The 22,901-nt window shown below is 44.0% G+C and carries 22 protein-coding genes; 5 read left to right on the top strand and 17 right to left on the bottom strand.

Features of this window, described 5'->3' with window-relative positions; genetic code table 11:
- Positions 1–15 precede the first annotated feature (15 nt).
- From rnhB to rpsB, 15 genes are all read right to left on the bottom strand, one after another.
- A complete protein-coding gene (gene rnhB / locus OCU50_RS03440) occupies positions 16–636 on the bottom strand; it encodes a ribonuclease HII (protein WP_060468323.1) in 621 nt (206 codons plus the stop codon).
- Between the two features lie 48 nt (positions 637–684).
- Entirely contained in the window at positions 685–1,881 is a 1,197-nt protein-coding gene (gene lpxB, locus OCU50_RS03435; RefSeq protein ID WP_060468324.1) for a lipid-A-disaccharide synthase, read from the bottom strand.
- A gap of 82 nt (positions 1,882–1,963) precedes the next feature.
- Positions 1,964–2,752 (bottom strand): acyl-ACP--UDP-N-acetylglucosamine O-acyltransferase, encoded by a 789-nt coding sequence (gene lpxA, locus OCU50_RS03430; protein ID WP_060468325.1) that lies wholly within the window; start codon positions 2,750–2,752, stop codon positions 1,964–1,966.
- A 1-nt stretch (position 2,753) separates the two neighbouring features.
- Positions 2,754–3,206, bottom strand: coding sequence for a 3-hydroxyacyl-ACP dehydratase FabZ (gene fabZ, locus OCU50_RS03425; RefSeq protein ID WP_029626974.1), 453 nt, complete (start codon positions 3,204–3,206; stop codon positions 2,754–2,756).
- A gap of 93 nt (positions 3,207–3,299) precedes the next feature.
- Positions 3,300–4,331 (bottom strand): UDP-3-O-(3-hydroxymyristoyl)glucosamine N-acyltransferase, encoded by a 1,032-nt coding sequence (gene lpxD / locus OCU50_RS03420; protein WP_060468326.1) that lies wholly within the window; start codon positions 4,329–4,331, stop codon positions 3,300–3,302.
- Positions 4,332–4,337: 6 nt separating this feature from the next.
- Positions 4,338–4,838, bottom strand: coding sequence for an OmpH family outer membrane protein (locus OCU50_RS03415; protein WP_017056311.1), 501 nt, complete (start codon positions 4,836–4,838; stop codon positions 4,338–4,340).
- A gap of 27 nt (positions 4,839–4,865) precedes the next feature.
- Complete coding sequence (bamA, locus tag OCU50_RS03410) at positions 4,866–7,271, bottom strand: outer membrane protein assembly factor BamA (protein WP_017056310.1); 2,406 nt, start codon at positions 7,269–7,271, stop codon at positions 4,866–4,868.
- A 48-nt stretch (positions 7,272–7,319) separates the two neighbouring features.
- Complete coding sequence (gene rseP / locus OCU50_RS03405; protein WP_060468327.1) at positions 7,320–8,678, bottom strand: sigma E protease regulator RseP; 1,359 nt, start codon at positions 8,676–8,678, stop codon at positions 7,320–7,322.
- Complete coding sequence (ispC, locus tag OCU50_RS03400) at positions 8,675–9,883, bottom strand: 1-deoxy-D-xylulose-5-phosphate reductoisomerase (protein ID WP_060468328.1); 1,209 nt, start codon at positions 9,881–9,883, stop codon at positions 8,675–8,677. Before ispC ends, rseP begins: the two co-directional genes overlap by 4 nt.
- Before the next feature lie 50 nt (positions 9,884–9,933).
- Positions 9,934–10,776, bottom strand: a complete 843-nt coding sequence (locus tag OCU50_RS03395; RefSeq protein ID WP_060468329.1) for a phosphatidate cytidylyltransferase — start codon at positions 10,774–10,776, stop codon at positions 9,934–9,936.
- A gap of 15 nt (positions 10,777–10,791) precedes the next feature.
- Complete coding sequence (locus tag OCU50_RS03390) at positions 10,792–11,544, bottom strand: isoprenyl transferase (RefSeq protein ID WP_017056306.1); 753 nt, start codon at positions 11,542–11,544, stop codon at positions 10,792–10,794.
- A 98-nt stretch (positions 11,545–11,642) separates the two neighbouring features.
- The gene (gene frr / locus OCU50_RS03385; protein ID WP_017056305.1) at positions 11,643–12,200 is read right to left on the bottom strand and encodes a ribosome recycling factor; all 558 of its coding nucleotides are present in this window, start codon (positions 12,198–12,200) and stop codon (positions 11,643–11,645) included.
- Positions 12,201–12,298: 98 nt separating this feature from the next.
- Positions 12,299–13,030 carry a UMP kinase gene (pyrH, locus tag OCU50_RS03380; RefSeq protein WP_017056304.1) on the bottom strand — a complete coding sequence of 244 codons (732 nt, stop codon included), beginning with the start codon at positions 13,028–13,030 and terminating at the stop codon, positions 12,299–12,301.
- A gap of 161 nt (positions 13,031–13,191) precedes the next feature.
- Positions 13,192–14,037 (bottom strand): translation elongation factor Ts, encoded by an 846-nt coding sequence (gene tsf, locus OCU50_RS03375; protein WP_060468330.1) that lies wholly within the window; start codon positions 14,035–14,037, stop codon positions 13,192–13,194.
- 138 nt (positions 14,038–14,175) lie between these two features.
- Complete coding sequence (gene rpsB, locus OCU50_RS03370; protein WP_032547899.1) at positions 14,176–14,907, bottom strand: 30S ribosomal protein S2; 732 nt, start codon at positions 14,905–14,907, stop codon at positions 14,176–14,178.
- A gap of 456 nt (positions 14,908–15,363) precedes the next feature.
- Here rpsB and map point away from each other — a divergent pair, with 456 nt between their 5' ends.
- The 3 genes from map to OCU50_RS03355 all read left to right on the top strand — a co-directional run bounded on the left by map (position 15,364) and on the right by OCU50_RS03355 (position 19,587).
- The gene (gene map / locus OCU50_RS03365) at positions 15,364–16,242 is read left to right on the top strand and encodes a type I methionyl aminopeptidase (RefSeq protein WP_060468331.1); all 879 of its coding nucleotides are present in this window, start codon (positions 15,364–15,366) and stop codon (positions 16,240–16,242) included.
- Between the two features lie 139 nt (positions 16,243–16,381).
- A complete protein-coding gene (glnD, locus tag OCU50_RS03360; protein WP_060468332.1) occupies positions 16,382–19,003 on the top strand; it encodes a bifunctional uridylyltransferase/uridylyl-removing protein GlnD in 2,622 nt (873 codons plus the stop codon).
- A gap of 200 nt (positions 19,004–19,203) precedes the next feature.
- Positions 19,204–19,587 (top strand): DUF3461 family protein, encoded by a 384-nt coding sequence (locus OCU50_RS03355; RefSeq protein ID WP_017056299.1) that lies wholly within the window; start codon positions 19,204–19,206, stop codon positions 19,585–19,587.
- 117 nt (positions 19,588–19,704) lie between these two features.
- On the opposite strand, the gene truC is transcribed toward OCU50_RS03355, so the two are convergent.
- Together truC and OCU50_RS03345 are read right to left on the bottom strand one after the other, a co-directional pair.
- The gene (gene truC, locus OCU50_RS03350; RefSeq protein WP_060468333.1) at positions 19,705–20,442 is read right to left on the bottom strand and encodes a tRNA pseudouridine(65) synthase TruC; all 738 of its coding nucleotides are present in this window, start codon (positions 20,440–20,442) and stop codon (positions 19,705–19,707) included.
- On the bottom strand, positions 20,442–20,756 hold the full coding sequence (locus OCU50_RS03345) for a YqcC family protein (RefSeq protein WP_060468334.1): 315 nt from the start codon (positions 20,754–20,756) through the stop codon (positions 20,442–20,444). The genes truC and OCU50_RS03345 overlap by 1 nt, the downstream gene beginning before the upstream one ends.
- An 87-nt stretch (positions 20,757–20,843) precedes the next feature.
- On the opposite strand from OCU50_RS03345, the gene OCU50_RS03340 reads away from it, so the two are divergent.
- Positions 20,844–21,884, top strand: a complete 1,041-nt coding sequence (locus OCU50_RS03340) for a DUF3549 family protein (protein WP_060468335.1) — start codon at positions 20,844–20,846, stop codon at positions 21,882–21,884.
- Positions 21,885–21,944: 60 nt separating this feature from the next.
- Positions 21,945–22,253 (top strand): DUF3301 domain-containing protein, encoded by a 309-nt coding sequence (locus OCU50_RS03335; RefSeq protein ID WP_060468336.1) that lies wholly within the window; start codon positions 21,945–21,947, stop codon positions 22,251–22,253.
- Positions 22,254–22,901: the final 648 nt, after the last annotated feature.

The following is a 22,901-nucleotide window of genomic DNA, read 5'->3' as shown; positions in this document are numbered from 1 at the left end:
CTTAATCAATGCGCTCTAATCTATTCCAAGAATACGCTTTACTGGCTTAAAGCTCTTGCGGTAATGCTCGGTTACACCGTGTTTTTCAATTGCCTCGAAATGCGCCTTAGTCGGGTAACCTTTGTGTTTAGCAAAACCAAATTCTGGGTGAAGTTTATCAAGATCTTCCATCTCTTGGTCGCGAACCACTTTAGCGATAATAGACGCCGCACTGATCTCTGCCACTCGTAAATCGCCCTTCACAATGGCCAAACCGTCCATTGACAGTTGAGGAACACGGTTGCCATCGATCAGTGCCATATCAGGTTGAACACTCAACCCAGCGATCGCGCGCTGCATTGCGACCATGGTTGCTTGTAGAATGTTCAACTCATCAATTTCTTGCGGAGAGCAACGACCAACCGACCATGCCAGTGCTTTCTCTTTTATCTCAGGAAGCAGCGCAAGACGTTTCTTCTCAGACAATTTTTTTGAGTCGTTTAAGCCTTCAATTGGGTTATTAGGATCGAGGATAACGGCAGCTGTCACAACATCTCCCACTAACGGTCCACGCCCAACTTCATCCACGCCAGCAAACAACAGGTAGCCTTGTGGGTATTCAAACGGAGGAAGCTCTTTTTTCTCTTTTACTGCCATGAAAATTCTCTTTGTAACTAATAAGTCAGTGCTTTAGGGAGCTGCACTCTATGATTCAACACACTCTCGGCCGATCAATTTCAGCACCGCGTTGGCGGCTTGCTTATCAGCGTCTTTACGGATCCAATGGTGCATCTCGGTAAAACGTTCGATCAAGCCACTGTTATCGGCAGACAGCATTTTATCGACAGATGGGAACAAGAAATCAGGATGGCACTCTTCAAGAATATGCTCTTTCACGATCTCTTCGCCCGCCAGAATATTCGGCAGTGATACAAACTCAGTGATAGCGAGCTTCTTGACAATGTAGCCCGTCAACTTATTCACTTTATAGCCAACAACCATTGGACGCTTTAGCAGCATACACTCAAGAGCAACAGTACCTGAAGCCAAAAGTACAGAATCAGCCGCAGTAATTACGTTTCTTGCAGTATCTTCCACTAATGTAAATTCAAGCTCAGGCGCTGTTGTTTGCCAAATTTCAGTAAACTGTTTTTTGCGCTGTTCATTAACGAGCGCAACAACAAAATTAATATCAGGGTATTTTTGCTTAATGCGCTGGCAAGTCTCGATAAACGGTTGAGCAATCAACCCCATCTCACCACCACGACTGCCTGGTAATACGGCTAACCACTGTTTGTCTTGATCTAAACCTAATAGCTCACGAGCGTCTTGTTTGCTTGGATCCAAGGGAATTGCGTCTGCCAGTGTATGGCCAACAAACTCACAGGCAACATTATATTTATCGTAAAACGCTTTCTCGAATGGCAGAAACGCCAGTACCAAGTCGGTTGCTTTATCGATTTTAAAGATACGCTTAGGACGCCATGCCCATACTGAAGGGCTCACGTAATGGACCGTTTTAATGCCTGCATTCTTAAGGTCTAACTCAAGCCTCAGGTTGAAATCAGGCGCATCGATACCAACAAATACATCGGGTGGGTTTTGAGTGAAATACTTCACCAGTTCCGCTTTCACTTTTAACAAGCGAGGTAAACGGCCCAAAACTTCAACTAACCCCATTACGGCAAGCTCTTCCATTTCGAAAAGAGATTCACAACCCAGAGCCTTCATTTTCGGTCCGCCAATACCTACGAACTCAGCATTCGGATACTGTGATTTTATTGCTTTGATGAAACCCTCGCCAAGCGTGTCACCAGAGAGCTCTCCGACGACGATACCTATGCGCAATGGTGTATTCGAAACAAAGCCCGAGCTATTGGTTTGTGATTCTTGCTGTGCCATATTCTTTCAATTTCCTTCTTGCCTAAAACAAAAAAGACCGCCTAACGAGTAGCGATCTTTTTTATACCAATCACACCAAGTATTAACGAATAATACCGCGCTCAGAGTTCTCTAGCATTTCTAGCATAGGGGCCACCGAAGTAAACTCTTTCGCCATTTCAACTAAAGCCGCTTTCGCTTCTTCAAGTGTTTTGCCTGAACGGTATAACTCTTTGTACGCTTTCTGTAGTGCACGAATTTCTGGTTTCTCAAACCCGTTACGCTTCAGGCCAACAAGATTCAAACCAAATGGAGCAGCATGGTTACCCTGTGCAAGTACGTAAGGTAGTACATCTTGAACTACCGCAGAACAACCGCCAATGTAAGCATAAGCGCCAATTGAACAAAACGGGTGAATCGCAGAGAGTGCCATTACACCAGCGTAGTCGCCAACAGTCACGTGACCGCCAAGGATAGCGTTGTTACCAATGTGAGTGTGGTTGCCAACAATAACATCGTGCGCTACGTGAGCATTAACACAAAGTAGGTTGTCGTCACCGATCACTGTGGTTGCTTTGTCTTGAGTCGTACCACGGTGGATCTGAACGGCTTCACGAATCACGTTGCGATCACCGATCACAACAGTAGTATCTTCACCGCCGTATTTCTTATCTTGGTTCTCTTCACCGATCACTGCGTGTGGGAAAATGCGGTTCTCTTTGCCAATCGTTGTGTGACCTTTGATCACAACATGCGACATCACTTCAGTGTCGTCGCCAATAGTCACATTACCAGCAATGTAAGTGAAAGGCCCAACCGTCACGTTAGCACCGATAGTTACATCACCTTCGATTACTGCTGCCGGGTGAATTTTCGCTGTTTCATGAATCATATTAAAACTCTCTACGAGCACATTTAAGTTCAGCTGAACATACAACTACGCCATCAACTTTAGCAACGCCGTTAAACGATGCGATACCACGACGTTCTTTTAAGAATTCAACTTCGATAACCAATTGATCACCTGGTACGACTGGCTTACGGAATTTAGCTTTATCTACGCTAGCAAAATAGTAAAGCTCATTACCCGAAGGTGAACCAAAAGATTTAAATGCAAGAAGACCTGTTGCTTGTGCCATTGCTTCTAAAATCAACACACCTGGGAATACTGGAAGCTTTGGAAAGTGGCCCGTAAACTGAGGTTCATTAACAGAAACATTCTTAATCGCGGTAAGTGTTTTTGCTTTTTCAAAGCTAGTCACACGATCAACCATTAAGAATGGGTAGCGATGAGGTAATAGTTCCTGAATTTCAGTAATGTTCATCGTTGTCTGTTCAGTAGTCAAAGTCGTATTCCTATGTATATTCTTTATTTAATTAGAAGGATTATAAACGAAAAAGACTCGCTGTACGCGAGCCTTTTATTAGAAATGCTGGAATTATGATTCCGCACTCTTCTCGATAAGTTTTTCAACGGTTTTCAGACGCTTGTTCATTTCATCAATACGATGTACACGCGTTGCCGTTTTACGCCAATCTTTATTTGGCTGTAAAGGAATCCCCGAAGAGTACATGCCTTTCTCAGTGATGCTGCGCATTACCATCCCCATACCGGTGATTGTAACGCCGTCAACGATTTCAATATGACCATTAATCACACAACCGCCACCAATAATACAGTACTTACCTATCGTCGTGCTGCCAGCCACAATAGTACCACCAGCAAGAGCTGAACCATATCCGATGTGAACATTGTGAGCAATTTGAAGTTGGTTATCTAAGATAACGTTATCTTCAATCACTGTATCGTCCAAAGCACCGCGGTCGATAGTCGTACACGCGCCGATTTCTACGCGGTGACCAATACGAACTGAACCGACTTGCGGTATCTTAACCCACTCACCTTTCTCGTTCGCATAACCAAAACCATCAGATCCGATAACCGTGCCTGATTGAATCAGACATGCTTCGCCAATCACAACTTCATGGTAAATGCTAACATTAGCCCACAGCTTAGTGCCGGTGCCAATTTTTGCGTTTTTACCAATGAAGCAGCCAGCACCGATGCTCACGTCATCACCAAGTACCACACCAGACTCAATCACAGCATTCGCACCAATAGACACATTTTGTCCAATGATCGCATCACCTGAAATTGAAGCTGAATCAGCAATAGCCGCAGCAGGTGCAGGAGTAGTATCAAGCGCTTGAGCCACTTTAGCAAAAGCAACGTATGGGTCATTAACCACAATCACGTTAGTCTTACACAGTTCACGCTCACTCTCTTTGACCATAATAGCGGATGCTTTACAGTCACCTAAGTGCTTGCTGTACTTCACGTTAGAAAGGAACGTAATGTTACCTTCTTGCGCTTTATCCATAGGAGCAACTGCTGAAACGGTAATAGTCCCGTCTCCATGTAGCTCTCCACCGGTAATTGTTGCCAATTCGGCTAAAGTCAGGTTCTTCATAAAAACTTATTTCAGTGCTTTAATTACTTTCTCAGAGATGTTGTATTCTGGCTTGCCGTATTGCAAAGCTTGAATATCAACGATCATGTCGTAGCCTTCTTTCTCTGCAACTTTTGTTACAGCATCTTGAATCACTTTGAATAGCTTCTGCTTCTCTTGTGCTTCACGACGTTGGCTTGCTTTTTCTAGTGCTTGAGCTTTGATTTTGTACTTGCTGTCTAGTTGACCGACTTCGATACGAAGCTTCTCAACTTCGTCAGGACCTAGTAGCTCGCCATCACGCTTAAGCTTTTCAATCTTCGTTTTGGCTTCAGCTTGAATACTTTGTAGCTCAGCCGCTTTGTCTTTGAACTCTTCCTGCATTTTTTGAAGAACAACTTCGCGTTGAGGTAGAGCCTGGAATACTTGTGCAGTGTTTACATAACCCACTTTTTGCGCAGCTTCTGCCGCTGTTGCAAAGAAAGAAGAGCTAAGAACCACAAGGCCTAAACCTGCTGCTTTAATCATATTTTTCAAAATATTGTCCTTTAAATATTAGAAAGTTCTACCAATGGTGAATGAAAAGAATTCTTCGTCATCACCTTCGTAAATTTTAATTGGTTTCGCTAGAGAGAAAACCAGTGGGCCCATCGGTGACATCCATTGAAGCGCGGCACCATAAGATGAGCGGTAGTTTGTTGGATCAGAGTAGTCGTAGTAATACTGGCGGCCACTATTAGGTGCGCCGCGATCTACGAATTCAGTATCCCATACACTTGCCATGTCAAAGAAGACACTGGTTCGGATCTGGCTACGAGCTTCGTCAGAAGCAAACGGTGTTGGTACGATTAACTCTAAACTTGCCAAAGCAACCGCGTTACCACCAACTGAATCATCGGTTGCAGAACTGTAAGTCGGGTTGTTCCCCGTACTGCTTCCGTAAACTGCTTTTGGGCCCGCTGAGTTAGAGCCAAAACCACGTAAGGTTGTAAAGCCACCCGCGTAGTAGTTCTCGTAGAATGGGAACAAGTTATCGTTACCATCCGTTTGACCATAACCATTACCATAGCCTAATCGGCCGCGCATCAATAGTGTGAACTCATGCTTTTTGGTCAGCGGGATGTAATGTTTTACATCATACTGAGCTTTAAAGTACTTAGCATCAGAACCTGGTACTGTCATTTTAGCGAAAGCACGTTGGTGGTTACCCTCGGTAGGGAAGAAACCACGGTTCAGATTGTTACGAGTCCAAGAGATATTGATGTCAAAGTCATCGGTTAAGATATGTTCGTCACCATATTGATCAATACTTCGTGCAAACTGTTCAACCTGAATATAAGTCGGAACATTACCGATCTTGTTGTGCGTGTAGCCGACACCAAACTCAATACGGTTCAGCTCATCCATAGGGAAACCCCATGTTAGGCTTGTACCATAACTTTGGTTGGTATAATCGACAATACCCGCTTCAGATGCTTCAAATTCGTTATAGAAGACCTTACCACCTAAACTCACACCATCAAGGTTCCAGTATGGGTCACGGTAATCTAAGCTTATATTCTTTTGATAATCATTCATCATGGCGCTTACGCCAACGCGGTTACCTGAACCTGCAAAGTTGTCTTGTTGTAGGCCAACTTGGAAGCTCACACCTGACTCAGTACCATAACCGACACCAAAGTTAATACTGCCCGAGTTCGCTTCTTTAACGTTATAAACCAAATCGACTTGGTCTTCGCTGCCAGGAACACGAACCGTTTGTACATCTACGGTTTCAAAATAACCTAAACGGTTCAGGCGACTCTTACCGGTATCGATTGATTTCGAGTTGAGCCAGCTGCCTTCCATTTGACGCATTTCACGACGTAACACTTCATCTTTAGTTGAGTTGTTACCCGTAAAACGAATATCGCGCACGTAGATACGGCTACCCGCTTCTACATTGATAACGAGCGAAACTTCTTTCGTCTCGTCATTGAATTCTGGAATAGTACGAACTTGTGGGTAAGCATAACCAGACTCACCCAGAATACGTTTTACGCCTTCTTCTAGTGAAGTCACAGAGGAGCCGTTGTACGTATCGCCATCTTCAAATGGTACTAGAGCATCAAAATCCGCCTCGCGACCAATAAGCTCACCACGAAATGCGACATCTTTAACGGTGTAAGCTTCACCTTCATCAATACCCAGCGTGATATAAACGCCTTTCTTATCAGGAGAGATAGCAACCTGTGTTGAGTCCACTTTAAATTTAAGGTAACCACGATCAAGGTAGTACGACTTCAGCGCTTCTATATCGCCGGCTAAGACTTGCTTCTGGTACTTCTCATCCGCAAGGAAGTTCCACCATGAAACGTCTACGTTGAGGTTGAAACGGCTAAGCAGGTCAGCATCAGAGAAAACTTCATTACCGATAAAGTTGATTTGCTGAATCTTAGCGGACACACCTTCAGTAAACACAAACTTAAGGTCTGAACGGTTACGCGGCAAAGGCGTGACTACCGCTTTAACTGTCGCGTTGTACTTACCAACACTGTAGTAAAAGTCTTCAAGACCTTTCTCTATATTACTCAGCGTTGTGCGGTCAAGCGCTTCACCTTCACGGACACCAGACGCATCAAGGTTCTGCTGAAGCTGCTCTTCTTTGATCGCTTTGTTACCAGAGAATGAAATACTTGCAATGGTTGGTCGTTCTTGAACTTGAACAATCAATACACCTTCATCACGAAGTACTTTAACGTCCTCAAAGTTACCTGAAGCATACAATGCACGAATGATCTCAGATACGTCGCCTTCATCCACTTCATCGCCAATACGCACTGGCATTTTCAGTAGAGCAGCACCAAGTGCAACACGCTGTAAACCTTCGATCTTAATATCTTGAACTACAAAGTTTTGTGCTCCGTTCGCAGCCACACTAGTGGCCAATAGACTTGCGAACAGAATTTGCTTAATCGCCATACTTATTCTAATTATTCCTTGCTACTACCAATGCCTGTGAGAAACCATTCACAGACGAGTAAAATCGTTAAATATTGCCAGAGCCATCAAAGAGAAGAGGATTGCCCCTCCCACTCTGTATCCCATTTCCTGAACTCTCTCAGGTACCGGTTTACGAGTAACGGCCTCAATAGCGAAAAAGAGCAAATGTCCGCCATCAAGCATAGGCAGCGGAACTAAATTAATAATACCCAAGTTAACACTAATCAGAGCCAAAAAGCCTAAGAAGTAAACCAGACCATAATCGGCGGTTGTACCTGCACCTTTAGCGATTGAAATAGGGCCACTCAAGTTGTTTAAGCCAACATCGCCAACGATGAGCTTCTTAAGCATTGTCAGCGTCAAACCGATGATTTGACCTGTTTTATCAAATGCTTTTCCTACAGACTCAACTACACCAAATTGTAACTCAAAGCGATAATCTTCTGGCCATTCTGCGACTTCCGGAGCAATACCCGCATAGCCGATTGTAGAGCCATCAGAAAGCTCTCGACTTTTTGGCGTCATAACTAATGACTTCTCAATACCATTTCGCAACACGACCATGTCCAATGAGGTCATTGGGTTTGCACGAATGAGGTCCACAACCGACTGCCACTGTTCAATAGATTGCCCGTTGATCTCAACAATTTTATCGCCGGCTTCTAGCCCTGCATGATATGCCGCGCCATCATCAATGACTTGAGCAAGCACTGTCGATATCTCTGGAGAGTACGGTCTAAAACCAAGCGTTGTCATTGCAGATTCAGTTTCTGGGTTGAACGACCACTCTGAAATATCCAATGTCATTTGCTGTTCAAAGCCGATATCGTCTTGAGAAGCAACCGTTACTGTCATGGATTGATCACCTATATGAGATATCAACCCCATATTAACTGATTCCCAATCTGCGGTTTTGATTCCTGAAACAGATTTAAGTTCCATCCCAGTTTCAATTCCGGCTTGTGCTGCAATAGATTGCGGAGTGACTTCACCAATTACGGGCTTAACCGCTGGCACACCGATCAAAAATACTAACCAATACGCGAACACCGCAAAGATAAAGTTGAATGCAGGGCCAGCCCCCACAATCGCGGTTCGCTTCCACAACGGCTTTTTGTCAAAAGCGTACTGCTGTTGTCCTTCAGAGATATCATCAACACGACCATCAAGCATTTTAACGTAGCCGCCCAGTGGGATCACTGACAGGCTATATTCAGTACCATCACGGCCAACTTTGCTCCAGATTGATTTACCAAAACCGATCGAGAATTTTTCAACTTTTACACCACAACGGCGAGCGACCCAGAAATGTCCAAATTCATGAACAGCGACCAGAATGCCAAGCGCTACAATAAAAGATGCGAAGTTCCACAGAATTCCACTCATGTTAGTTGCTCTTTAATAAATTGAATGGCTATTTGACGAGACATATTATCTAGCTCGAGAAGGCTTTCCAAGCTATCTAAGCTCTCAGAGTTATGTTGTTCACATACTTTGCTCATAACATGTTCGTTAATGACAGCAATATCGGTAAACTTCACTTGATTACTCAAGAAAGCATCGACTGCAATTTCGTTTGCAGCGTTAATTGCCGTTGTTGCATGTTGCCCTAAATAGCAGGCTTCAATTGCTAACCTCAAACACGGATAACGACTAAAGTCTGGTTCTAAAAAGGTCAGCTCGCTCACTTTAGTGAAGTCCAAAGGCTTAACACCGGCTTCAATACGAGCAGGGTAAGACATCGTCAAGGCGATTGGTGTCGCCATATCGGGTTCGCCCATCTGAGCAAGCACAGAACCATCCTTATACTGGACCATAGAGTGAATCACAGACTGAGGGTGAATGATGACCTTTAACTGCTCCTGAGAGGCATTGAATAACCATTTAGCTTCAATGTACTCTAAACCTTTGTTCATCATAGTCGCAGAGTCGACAGATATTTTAGGCCCCATAGACCAGTTGGGGTGTGCGATCGCTCTTTCTGGTGTCACTGACTCAAGCTCTTCAATATCGCTATAGCGGAAAGGACCGCCAGAGCCCGTCAAGAGAATATGGTTGATACCGTTCTCTTCCAAGTCACAACGACCTAGATTAGTTTGTACGTTTTGCGGCAGACACTGAAAGATAGCGTTGTGCTCACTATCGACAGGAAGAAGCTCTGCACCGTATTTTTCCACAGCGTCGATAAACAACTGCCCAGACATCACCAAGGCTTCTTTGTTAGCCAGTAAAATACGCTTACCCGCTTCAACCGCAGACATCGTAGGAAGTAATCCCGCCGCACCAACAATCGCAGCCATTACTGTATCCACTTCATCTAGGGAAGCGACCTGACACATGCCTTCAGCTCCTGAAAGCACTTGCACGTTCGGGTAATCCGCAGACAACATTTCAACCAACAGAGACGCTGCATCAGGGCAAGCCATAGCAACATAGCTTGGTTGCCACTTTTCAACGAGTGCCAGCATCTTTTTAACATTCGAGCCAGCAGCCAATGCCACAATCGAATAGAGGTCTGGGTTTTGCTCAACGACTTTTAGTGTACTTGCACCAATTGAGCCGGTAGCGCCAAGGATAGTTAGATTTCGCATCACATATGACCGTAGAAATGTAATAAAGGGCAGAATCACTGCCCTTTTTATTAGAATGCTAAATAAAGCAGAGCAAAGACAGGGAATGCAGCCGTTAAGCTATCTATTCTATCAAGTATACCACCATGACCAGGAATCAGATTACTGCTGTCTTTCACCCCAGAAACACGCTTAAACATGCTTTCAACAAGGTCACCAAGCACAGAGATAACGACGGTCACAAGAGTAATAACAATCATGTGGAAAGGGCTTGTAAACTGGATGTCAAACAAATCAGCAAAGATCCAAGCCACGATCACCGCAGTAATAATGCCACCAACCAGACCTTCAATCGTCTTATTCGGGCTTACCGCTGGCGCCATTTTACGCTTACCAAAACTCTTTCCTGCAAAATAAGCACCACTGTCTGCAGCCCACACCAGCAAGCAAACGAACATCACGAGTTTTGCACCATGGTAAGGGTCAACATCGATACCATTAGCACGCAAGATAACCACGCTCCAGAAGAAAGGAAGCAGAGTCAGGACACCAAACGCATGACGGAGTAGCAATGAACCTTTCCATGCAGGCATAGACTTAGGGTAAGTCACTGCCATACCACTCGCTATAACCCACCAAATCGAGCCAATAGTTAGAATGGCGTAGTGAGCACTAGATAAGTTATTAAGGCTAAATGCATCAAAAGGAATAAAAGCAAAACTTGCAGCACTTATAACAACTGTTGGAATCAACGCTAAATAACGCGATTTACTTTCAACAAATTGAGTCCACTCCCAAAAACCCAACAGCGCAATGACTGATAGTGAAAGAATAAAAGTGGGAAGTGATAACTCAAAAATACCTAGAATAACTAGGGGAGCCAAAATCAACGCCGTAATAATTCGTTGTTTCAAACCAAAAAATCCTTATTAACTGTCCATCAGAGCTTTAATTTGCTCACCGGTGCATCCAAAGCGACGCTCACGGTTTACAAACCAAGTCACAGCTTCAACTAAGCTGTCTTCATTAAAGTCTGGCCAGAATTGTTCAGTGAAATACATTTCAGCGTAAGCCAACTGCCAAAGCATAAAGTTGCTAATGCGGCACTCACCACTGGTACGAATAAGTAGATCAACCTCAGGAATATCAGACATCGTAAGGTGTTGTGTAATCATAGCTTCATCAATGTCTTCTACATTAATATTGCCAGACTTTACCTTTTGAGCAATAGAGGTCATTGCTTGCTGAATATCCCACTTTCCGCCGTAGTTAGCCGCAATATTAATAACCATACCGGTATTAGTGCTAGTCAAAGCTTCCGCTTCTTCTATCTTCTTTTGTAGTCGATCATTAAAACGACTTTTATCACCAATAACACGAAGTTGTAGATTATTCTTATGAAGCTTTTTCACTTCGCTCGACAGCACTGAAATAAACAGTTCCATCAAGATTCCGACTTCTTCTTCAGGACGACGCCAGTTTTCACTACTAAATGCAAATAAAGTAACGGCTTTAATGCCAAGCCTGGCAGCAGAAGAGATGGTTTTACGAACAGCCTGAACGCCGTTTTTATGGCCAAAGACGCGAGGTTTGCCCTGAGCTTTTGCCCAGCGGCCATTGCCGTCCATGATGATAGCAATGTGTTTAGGAAGAGAGTCTGTGAACGCTTGAGAATTATGCATAAAAGAGTGAATCAAATTCTAATAGTCGAACAGAGTAGCATAAAAAAACGCTGAACAGTGAGTACAGCGTTTTTCCGGAAAGAAAAGAATATGGGAAGTTAAACTTCCATCAACTCTTTTTCTTTAGTGGCTAGAACTTCATCTACGTTCTTAACCGCAGCGTCAGTTAGCTTTTGAATTTCGTCTTGTGCTTTACGATCTTCGTCTTCAGAGATTTCTTTATCTTTAAGAAGCGCTTTTAGATCGCCATTCGCGTCACGACGGATATTACGGATAGCAACACGGCCACCTTCAGCTTCGCCACGAACAATTTTCACGAGGTCTTTACGACGCTCTTCCGTTAGCGGTGGAAGTGGAACACGAATAACTGTACCAGCTGACATAGGGTTTAAACCCAGGTCAGATGTCATGATCGCTTTTTCTACTAGAGGCGTCAGTGTTTTATCAAACACTGTAATTGCTAGTGTTCGCGCATCTTCTGCAATCACGTTCGCGACTTGAGTCAAAGGCGTTGGTGCACCGTAGTACTCCACAGTAATGCCAGAAAGTAAGCTAGGGTGAGCACGACCCGTACGAATCTTTTGCAGGCTGTTTTTTAGTGCATCAACACTTTTTACCATGCGCTCTTGAGCGTCTTTTTTAATTTCGTTAATCACAATTTCACCTTGATTATGTTCTTTCTTCAAGAAAGCTTTTTATTTGGAGTGATAAGGATAAGCTTACTGAAGTAGAACACATCAGTAAGCCCGAAAAATTAGTCAGCGTCGCTGATTAATGTACCTTCAGTTTCACCCATAACCACGCGACGTAGTGCGCCTGGTTTATTCATGTTAAATACACGGATTGGCATTTTGTGATCACGTGCTAGCGTAAATGCAGCCAAATCCATTACTTTAAGTTCTTTATCAAGAACTGTATTGTAAGACAACGTATCATACAGCTCTGCTTCTGGGTTTGCTACAGGGTCAGCAGTAAATACACCATCTACCTTTGTCGCTTTTAGAACGACGTCAGCTTCGATTTCGATACCACGTAAACATGCAGCAGAATCCGTAGTGAAGAATGGGTTACCAGTACCAGCAGAGAAGATCACAACACGACCTTGACGTAGTTGACTGATTGCGTCTGCCCAATTGTAGTCGTCACACACACCTTTAAGAGGGATTGCTGACATTACACGTGCATTCACATAAGCACGGTGTAGAGCGTCACGCATTGCAAGGCCGTTCATTACCGTTGCAAGCATACCCATGTGGTCACCAACAACGCGATTCATACCGGCTTCAGCAAGACCAGCACCGCGGAAAAGGTTACCGCCACCGATAACAACACCGACTTGAACACCTAGTTCAACCAATTCTTTTACTTCTTGAGCCATACGATCCAAGATCGTCGGGTCAATACCAAAACCTTCTTCGCCTTGTAGTGCTTCACCGCTAAGTTTTAACAGAATACGTTGATACGCTGGTTTAGGGTTCGTAGTCATGGAGTTTACCTTCCAAAGAGTTGTGATTAACAGTCATGGATAAAAACTGAAGATGTCAGTTCGCATTCATAACCGCTAACATTGCGAGCAAAAAATAAGTCACTATTCATAAAAAGACCGCAGCAATTGCCACGGTCTTTTTTCAAACAATACGCTAAGGATTAACCTTTTTGTACCGCTGCAACTTCGTCAGCGAAGCTCATTTCAGCAGTTTTCTCGATGCCTTCACCAACTTCTAGACGTACGAAGCTAGATACTGAAGCGCCTTTCTCTTTAAGGATAGCGCCAACAGTTTGCTTAGGCTCCATGATGAAAGCTTGACCAGTTAGAGAGATTTCGCCCGTGAATTTCTTCATACGGCCAACAACCATTTTCTCTGCGATTTCAGCTGGTTTGCCTTCGTTCATAGCGATTTCAACTTGAACTGCTTTTTCTTTCTCAACTACGTCTGCAGGTACGTCTTCTGGGTTTAGGAACTCAGGACGTGATGCAGCAACGTGCATTGCAATGTGCTTAAGAGTTTCAGCTTCGCCTTCACCAGCAACAACAACACCGATTTTCTCACCGTGACGGTAAGAAGCTAGAGCAACACCTTCAACGAATTGTACGCGACGGATGTTGATGTTTTCACCGATCTTAGTTACTAGTGCGATACGCGCGTCTTCAAATTTAGCTTGAAGATCTGCGATCTCTAGACGCTCTGCTAGAGCAACTTCAGCAACTTCGTTAGCGAATGCAAGGAAACCTGCATCTTTAGCAACGAAATCAGTTTGGCAGTTAACTTCAAGAAGAGCAGCAGCGCCGTTTGCTTCTTTGATGATGATTGCGCCTTCAGCCGCAACGTTACCAGCTTTTTTAGCTGCTTTTGCTGCACCAGATTTACGCATGTTTTCAATTGCTAGCTCGATGTCGCCTTCAGCAGCAACAAGCGCTTTTTTACATTCCATCATGCCCGCAGCTGTGCGTTCACGAAGTTCTTTAACTAGAGCTGCAGTTACAGTTGCCATTCTCTATTCCTCAGTAAATTCTAAAAAAGATAAAAAACAGGGGCCTCATTAATTGGCCCCTGATATTGACTGTATTCAGTTCCTCAAGCCATCTATTATGATTACTTAATGTGAACTAAATATGGCTCAGAGCCGCTATTATTCAGCTTCTACAAAACCGTCTTTTTCAGCAGCTACAGCAGCAACATCTTTGTTACGACCTTCTTTAACCGCGTCTGCAGCAGCATTTAGGTAAAGCTGTACTGCACGGATTGCATCATCGTTACCTGGGATAACGAAGTCAACGCCGTCTGGGTTAGAGTTAGTATCAACAATAGCGTAAACTGGGATACCTAGGTTGTTTGCTTCTTTAACTGCGATGTGTTCGTGATCAGCATCGATTACGAATAGAGCGTCTGGTAGGCCGCCCATGTTCTTGATACCACCAAGAGACTTCTCTAGCTTCTCCATTTCGCGAGTACGCATTAGAGCTTCTTTCTTAGTAAGCTTGTCGAAAGTACCGTCTTGAGCTTGCGCTTCAAGTTCTTTCAGACGCTTAATAGACTGACGAACAGTTTTGTAGTTCGTTAGCATACCGCCTAACCAGCGGTTGTTAACGTAGAACTGGTTGCTGTTGATAGCAGCTTCTTTAACAGCTTCAGATGCAGCGCGCTTAGTACCAACAAAAAGAACTTTACCTTTCTTCTCGCCAACTTTAGCGATTTCAGCTAGAGCGTCGTTGAACATTGGTACAGTTTTTTCTAGGTTGATGATATGTACTTTGTTACGAGCACCAAAGATGAATGGCTTCATTTTTGGGTTCCAGTAACGAGTTTGGTGACCGAAGTGAACACCAGCTTTAAGCATATCGCGCATTGATACAGTTGCCATTTTAAAATCCTCTATGGGGTTAGGCCTCCACATCCCCCATGAATCCGACCCCTAACAACTAACCACTTTTCAGCCGTTATCTGCGTTGTTGAGGCACCCCGGAACATGTGTCGGAATGTGTGTGATTTAAAGAAATAAGTTAGTGGACACAAGCTTGTTTCGCCAATTGGAGAAAACAGTCCTGACGTCCGGCGCGCTTTATACCATATTTTGTCTATCTGTGGCTAGCAAAAATTCTAAGAATGGCAACGACTATAATGAACGTTATCATCCGTTTTTACCTATAAATAGCGGCCTAAACCATTCACATCAACATCATCAAACAGAACGTTATTAACTTAGTTTGGGGTGTTTCCACCAGCATTGAATGGGCATGGGAATGTTGCGCTAAAATGCTGCACTGCTAGAATAGCCCAAATATGCACACTTAGGTGCTACCCAATTAAGAGATATGCAATGGCTGTAAAAATTAAAACTGCTGAAGAAATTCAAAAAATGCGCGTCGCTTGTAAGCTGGCTTCTGAAATTCTAGAGATGATCGAACCTCATATCCAAGTAGGTACAACGACAGAAGAGCTAAACCAAATCTGTCACGACTACGCAATGGAAAGAGGCGCATACTCAGCACCACTTGATTACCACGGTTTCCCTAAGTCAATCTGTACGTCTATCAACCACATTGTGTGTCACGGTATTCCAGCATCACAAGACGAGACGGGTAGCACGGGTCAATTCAAACCTGCGGTACTAAAAGATGGCGACATTCTGAACGTTGATATCACGGTAATCATACCTGATGACGAAAACGCAGACCTAAGCGTTCGTCCACAAGGTTACCATGGTGACACATCTAAGATGTTCTTAGTTGGTGATGTATCACCGGCAAACAAACGCCTATGCATGGTTGCTCAAGAAGCCCTTTACGAAGGCATGCGTCAAGTTAAGCCTGGAGTTCAACTTGGTCAAATCGGTACGGCGATCGAGAAGTACATCAAAACAAACAATAAGAATAACCCACGCGCTAAGTTCTCGATCGTAAAAGATTACTGCGGCCACGGCATTGGTTCTGAGTTCCACGAAGATCCACAAGTGGTTCACTACAAAAACAACGACCGTACCGTGCTAAAAGCGGGGATGTGTTTCACTATCGAGCCTATGATCAATGCGGGTAAGTTTGGTTGCCGCCTAGATGACGAAGATAGCTGGACAGTTTATACGGCAGACAGCAAGAACTCTGCTCAGTGGGAACACACTCTCGTTGTTACCGATACTGGCTGTGAAGTACTAACACTACGCAGCGATGATACCATTCCACGTATCATGAAAAACGCTTAGCTCATCAAACCGAGCGCACCAGCCTTTTAAAAATATCCTCGCGTTGTCGAGGATATTTTTTTATCCGCTCAATTTCGATTTTCCATCAGCTTCTGTTAAATTGTTTACTATTCTCATTTGCTTGCACGGATAGCAGACTATGCCTTATCAATGCCCTCTTACGTTCAATGACGAACAAATTGAAATCTGCGAATTGAAAAATCAGCTCGAAATTTTCACACAGTTTCAAAAAAATGAATTTCTAAATCATCACCCAGTCACCGACTTGGTATTCTTACGATCCGAGTACATGGACTTGCTCCTTAATCGATTGTGGGAACATTTCGGATTCAATAAACTCCCACATATATCACTCGTAGCGGTAGGTGGTTATGGCCGTGGTGAACTACACCCTTTATCCGACATTGATATCTTAGTCGTCTCGCAAAAGACACTACCAAATGCATTTGGTGAAAAAGTCAGTCAATTCATCACCCTACTTTGGGATTTGAAACTCGAAGTCGGCCATGCAGTACGAACAGTTTCAGAGTGTATCGAGATTGGTATCGACGATTTAACGGTTGCAACCAATCTACAAGAGTCGCGTTTACTGTGTGGCAGTGAAGACACTTTTCAAGAACTGAAATTGAAGATTCATTCCGATTCTTTTTGGCCAAGTGAGAACTTTTATAAAGCCAAGATTCAAGAACAAAGAGAACGCCATGCTCGCTACCATGACACCACTTACAATCTAGAACCTGATATTAAATCGACCCCTGGAGGCTTGAGAGATATCCATACGCTAAGCTGGGTTGCACGTCGACACTTTGGTGCAACTTCTTTATTAGAGATGAGTAAGTATGGCTTTCTTACCGATGCCGAATATCGTGAGTTAGTCGAGTGCCAAGATTTCTTGTGGCGCATTCGCTTTGCACTTCATATTGAATTACGCCGTTACGACAATCGCCTCACGTTTGCACATCAAGCCCAAGTCGCTGAACATCTAGGTTATACCGGTGAAGGAAACCGTGGTGTCGAGATGATGATGAAAGAGTTCTATCGAACCCTTCGTCGCGTAGCAGAGCTCAACAAGATGCTGCTTAAACTGTTCGACCAGGCAATAATCAATGGCGGTGAAACACAAGAAGCTGAGATTCTCGATAATGATTTCCAACGTCGAGGGACATTGATCGAAGCGCGCAAGCCCGCCCTATTCCAGGCTCGACCGGAAACGATTCTCGATATGTTCATCCATATCGCGAACGACTCTTCCATCGAAGGGGTTAGCCCACCGACATTACGACAGCTACGTACTGCACGCCGTCGACTCAACCGTTTCTTGCACACCATTCCTGTAGCACGTGAAAAGTTCATGTCGTTGGTTCGCCACCCTAACGCACTGCATAAAGCATTTAGTCTGATGCATAATTTAGGGGTGCTCTCGGCATACTTACCGCAGTGGAGCCAAATCGTTGGTCAAATGCAGTTTGACCTTTTCCATGCTTACACCGTTGATGAACACAGTATTCGTCTTCTCAAGCACATCAACCGTTTCAGCCAAATTGAGAACCATGACAAACATCCTATTTGCTGCGAAGTGTATCCACGCGTTCAGAAGAAAGAGTTACTCATTCTTGCGGCTATCTTCCATGATATAGGTAAAGGGCGTGGCGGAGATCACTCAGAGATTGGTGCCGTCGAGGCTTACTCTTTCTGTATTGAGCATGGATTATCTAAACCAGAAGCCAAGCTAGTATCGTGGTTAGTACAAAACCACCTATTGATGTCTGTCACCGCTCAACGTCGTGATATTCAAGATCCTGACGTGATCACAGAGTTCGCTAAAAAAGTGCGCGATGAAGAGTCCTTAGAGCTGTTGGTTTGTCTAACCGTCGCCGACATTTGTGCAACGAATCCAGATCTATGGAACAGTTGGAAACGCACTTTATTGGCTGAATTATTTCATTCAACACAAAGAGCACTACGCCGTGGTCTAGAAAACCCGGTCGATGTCAGAGACCGTATTCGTCACAATCAACAAATGGCTTCCGCATTGCTGCGTAAAGAGGGCTTCACCGCTCGTGAAATTGAAGTACTTTGGCAGCGTTTCAAAGCCGACTACTTCTTACGTCATACGCACAATCAAATCGCTTGGCACTGTGAACACCTACTTCGCCTCGAAGACCCAAGCCAACCCTTGGTGCTGATCAGCGAAAAAGCGACTCGTGGTGGTACTGAGGTGTTCGTTTACTGTAAAGACCAAGCAGCACTTTTTGCAACTGTGGTTGCAGAACTCGATAGACGCAACTTTAATGTTCACGACGCTCAAGTCATGCTCAGCAAAGATGGTCACGTTTTGGATACCTTCGTTGTGTTAGATCAGCATGGTGAGGCCATTGATGAAGCAAGGCATAAAGCGGTCGCCAAACACTTAACCCATGTTCTATCAGATGGGCGTCCTACTAAGATAAAAACACGTCGTACACCACGTAACTTGCAGCATTTTAAGGTAAAAACTCGAGTTGAGTTCCTACCAACCAAAAGTAAAAAACATTCCTTGATGGAACTGAAAGCATTAGACACTCCAGGATTATTGGCTCAAGTAGGTGCGACCTTTGCGGAACTAGATATCAATTTGCACGGAGCGAAAATCACCACTATAGGTGAACGAGCAGAAGATTTGTTTATTCTAACCAGTGAAGCGGGAGGCAGGCTTTCAGAAGAACAAGAGCAAGCGCTAAGAGAAAGATTAACGGAACATGTTTCTGAACTCGCACCTTAGAAACTCAATGTAGCTCCCAAAAATAAGCAATCCGAGAAATCAGATTCAATAATCTATTGAGCGTGGGTAAAGATAGAGAGCGATCTTGCCCACAACTTACAATCAATTCCCAGATATCAACTATCTAGCTTATCGTTAGGCTGCTACATTAATTAAGTCAATTACATAAAAGTACTACACTCATAAACTAGAGGTCACTTATGTATCCAAACCTCACTGGCTTAGGTATCCACGAACCTAAGCAGATTGAACGTTACTCCCTTCGCCAAGAAGCACACAAAGATATTCTCAAGATTTACTTCCGTAAACAGAAAGGCGAACTGTTTGCAAAAAGCGTTAAGTTTAAATACCCAAGACAAGTAAAAAGTGTGCTTGTTAGCGGTGGTAACAATCAATACAAAGAAGTGACAGAGATAAACCGTAATCTCACGCTTGTGATTGATGAACTGAACAAGATCACCAAACCAACACCAACCACTGAGATGGATGTGAAGCAGAAAATTCTGACTGACTTACGCCACTTAGAGAAAGTAGTCTCGAGTAAGATCTCAGAGATCGAAGCCGATCTAGAAAAGCTAAAATGATCCCCGCAATGGCTGTTAGCCTATGACACTCAAGCTTCACCGTTCAATAGCACAGAAGTTCAAAAGGGTTGATATTCCTATCAACCCTTTATTTTTATTCATCTTTTATTTGAACACTCAAGCTGGAGCATCTAATAACTTGATATCCCAATCAAAGGTTTCAAACAACCTTAGCCACGTTTCATCAAGGTTAGCCTTCATCACTAACTCTTCTTGGGTAAAAGGATGAATGAATCGCAACTCAGAAGCATGCAGTAACAAACGATGCGAATCGAGGTCATCACGAAACAGTCGGTTGTGCTTACCATCACCATGGGAAGTATCGCCCACGATTGGGTGTCTTAAGTGAGCCATATGACGGCGCAACTGATGTTTGCGACCTGTCTTTGGCAACATCTTAACAAGACAATAGCGACTCGTTGGAAAACGCCCCGTTGAATATGGCACTTCTACTTTTGCTAGCGGTTCATAGACCGTCACCGCCTCTTGCGCTTCTTTGTCTTCTTTCGCGAACTTATCCGCAATCTTATCCAGCTCAACCTTGAGTGCGTAGTCTAGAGTATCACCCGCCTCTATCCAGCCTCTAACAATTGCATGATAGGTTTTCTGCATCTCATGGTTAGCGAACATTGGCATCACCTCAGAGGCAACCTCGCTCGACAGCGCAAACACCAATACGCCAGACGTTGGGCGGTCTAAGCGATGCAGAGGGAATACATGCTGACCAATTTGATCACGCAGTGTTTGCATCACAAATTGAGTCTCATGCTTATCCAACCATGAACGATGCACTAGCATGCCCGCAGGTTTATTCACCGCGACAAAATACTCATCTTGATAAATGATCTCTAACATTACGCGCATACCTCATCAATGCTCTGAATCGTCACTAGCAATTCGGCCTTACCTGCCTCATTTTTCCACACTTCACCAAAGTAAGGATGAATCGCGAAGCCCTTTGGTAGAGTCATTTGTGCATTCATCATTGCGTTAATCTTAACGATAAAGATCCACTGCAACCACTCTTCCGGTTGCAGAGAATCAATCGCGAAAGGCTCAACACTGCCTAGAGCTTCGTCCGAAGGTGGAACATCACTCCACAGCGAACATTGGCGCATTTGTTGTTCTAATTGTTGAAGTAAAATAGGTAACTTTGTGGCTGCTGTCATTTTTCACCAAGTTATTTATCTAGTGACCTTGAAATTGGGGCATAGAGTACCATCTATTGAGGAAAGAAAGTTAGGAGCTTTATTGCTATGGAAACAATTCACACGCTCACTCAGTTGCTTAAGAATAGCGGTTGCCAATACGATATCTACGACCTAGGTCGTCGCATTCAGAAGATCGACAACACCTTATTTTCTGATGTTGAGCAAGGGAAACAGCCGTACCCGTTTCCACTTCAAAAACAAGCTCACTTAGCCATTAGCTACTGGAACGAACACAAACAGCCATGGATTTGGTTTCTAAAATTCAAACTGGATGAAAGAGGCCTGTTGCATCAAGGTGATGTGGGTAATTTCCTGAAGTTTGTTATCGAAGCAATGGGCACACGTTTGAACGGCGAGATCAGCGAGGAGCAACAACAAAAGCTGTCAAACAACCCTTATACCTTTAAGCCTTCTGAAGACAAAATGGCCGTGTTCCATAGCCAAGTAAGAGCAGGTTTAGACCTCGCGACGAGCCAATATTACGAACACGCTCAGCATTACTTCACTGGTGAGCTAGGCTGGGATAACTGGAAAACGGTTGGCCTGCAAGGCATCACAGATATGTGTGCTCGCTTAGGTAGCCAGCAAAACGGTGTCGCGATTCGCAAAGCGCTCAATAAACTGCCATCAGAACCTCTATACGCCACACTGGGGGCACTTGAACATACGCAAATCAATGACAAGCTCGCGCAACGTTTGCAAGAAATGGCAGAGAGTCAGATCACAAGTAAAGAGCCGGACCTATTCTTGCTGTCTGCGTTGGTTCGTGCCCTTTCAGGTGCAGAACAAGGGATCACGAATAACATCATTAACCAAGTTCTGGCTAGCCCACGCTTGAGCCACCAAGAAGTATTAATTGGTTTAGCGGGTCGCAGCTGGCATGCGCTACAAGATCCTGCGATTGCTGAGCAATTCTTGTTACGTCTCGCACAAACGGGCAACCAAAACCTGTTCAACCAATTATTTGCAGATTTAGTGATGATTCCGACGTTGAGAATGGTATTTTTACCTTTACTGAGCTCAAACCCATCGCCTGAGCTTGCTAATGCCTTAGTTGAACTACAGCAAGCGGCAAAAGCTCAATAACTCGTAAAAACAAGATCAAATCACGATAGGAATAAAGAGATAAAAGGAAGTATGGATTAAATGATAGATAACTTATTGGCTATTTTAATGCTGTGCTTCTTTTGCTTTTTATTTTGGCAACAGCGCAGGCAATCAGAGCTTGCGAAAACTGCCATTGCGAGAAAGTGTAAAGAACTAGACTTACAGTTGCTAAGTGTCGCTTTCAGTGGTCATAAGCTTAAGATGCGCCATGAATTGACCACGATTTGGCGCTGGCACACTGTGTACCAATTTGAATTTTCAGCGTTAGGTGATGACTGCTACCAAGGCAAGCTGACCATGGTTGGCTTCCGCTCGATGCGGTTTGAGCTACAGCCCCATCGAATGTAACGTCACAATACGCTGTATAGCGATACTCAGAAAAAGAAAAGCCCCGACACCGAAGTGTCAGGGCTAGGGTCTTACTCGCAGCAGTCCGGCTACTAATTAATGCTCCATGCATCATCCATAATAGTGGCTGTAATCCTTCAGCTCTTTCCTTTACTTCGCCATCCTAGCGGTGTCCAATCATCCTGAAAGCTAACAATCCTAGTTAGCGCACATAACTTGTTCCCTGAGCGGTGTCCTTTACATCGTCCTGATGCGAATCCAACCCTTTAATCCCAAAGGTGTCCATTGTCATTCCGTTGCAGCTAACTTCCTGTCAACTGACTGTCTCCCTACAATGTCCTACGCTCCATGCTTGATCACTCAATCCTAAATGACCAAATCTTCATCCTGAAGATAACCAAATCCTTGGTGCTTTCCTGTTCCGTGTCAGAATCCTTCCGACAAGGTTTAATTTACGCGATTTACGATTTCGGACAATAGATTCTCATCACATTTCACATCTAACTGAGTTGTTAATTATATAAAACAACTAAAATTCAACACCTTACTCATATGCATATCAATCTCTCTAGAAATATATTCGTGTTATCTCACAGCGCTTGTAAGAGATCTCTCACACGTTATGGGCTGTTTTATGATTCGCTATCA

The sequence above is a fragment of the Vibrio toranzoniae genome, from assembly GCF_024347655.1.
Lineage (GTDB): Bacteria > Pseudomonadota > Gammaproteobacteria > Enterobacterales > Vibrionaceae > Vibrio > Vibrio toranzoniae.
This window is presented reverse-complemented; position numbering and strand designations above follow the sequence as displayed.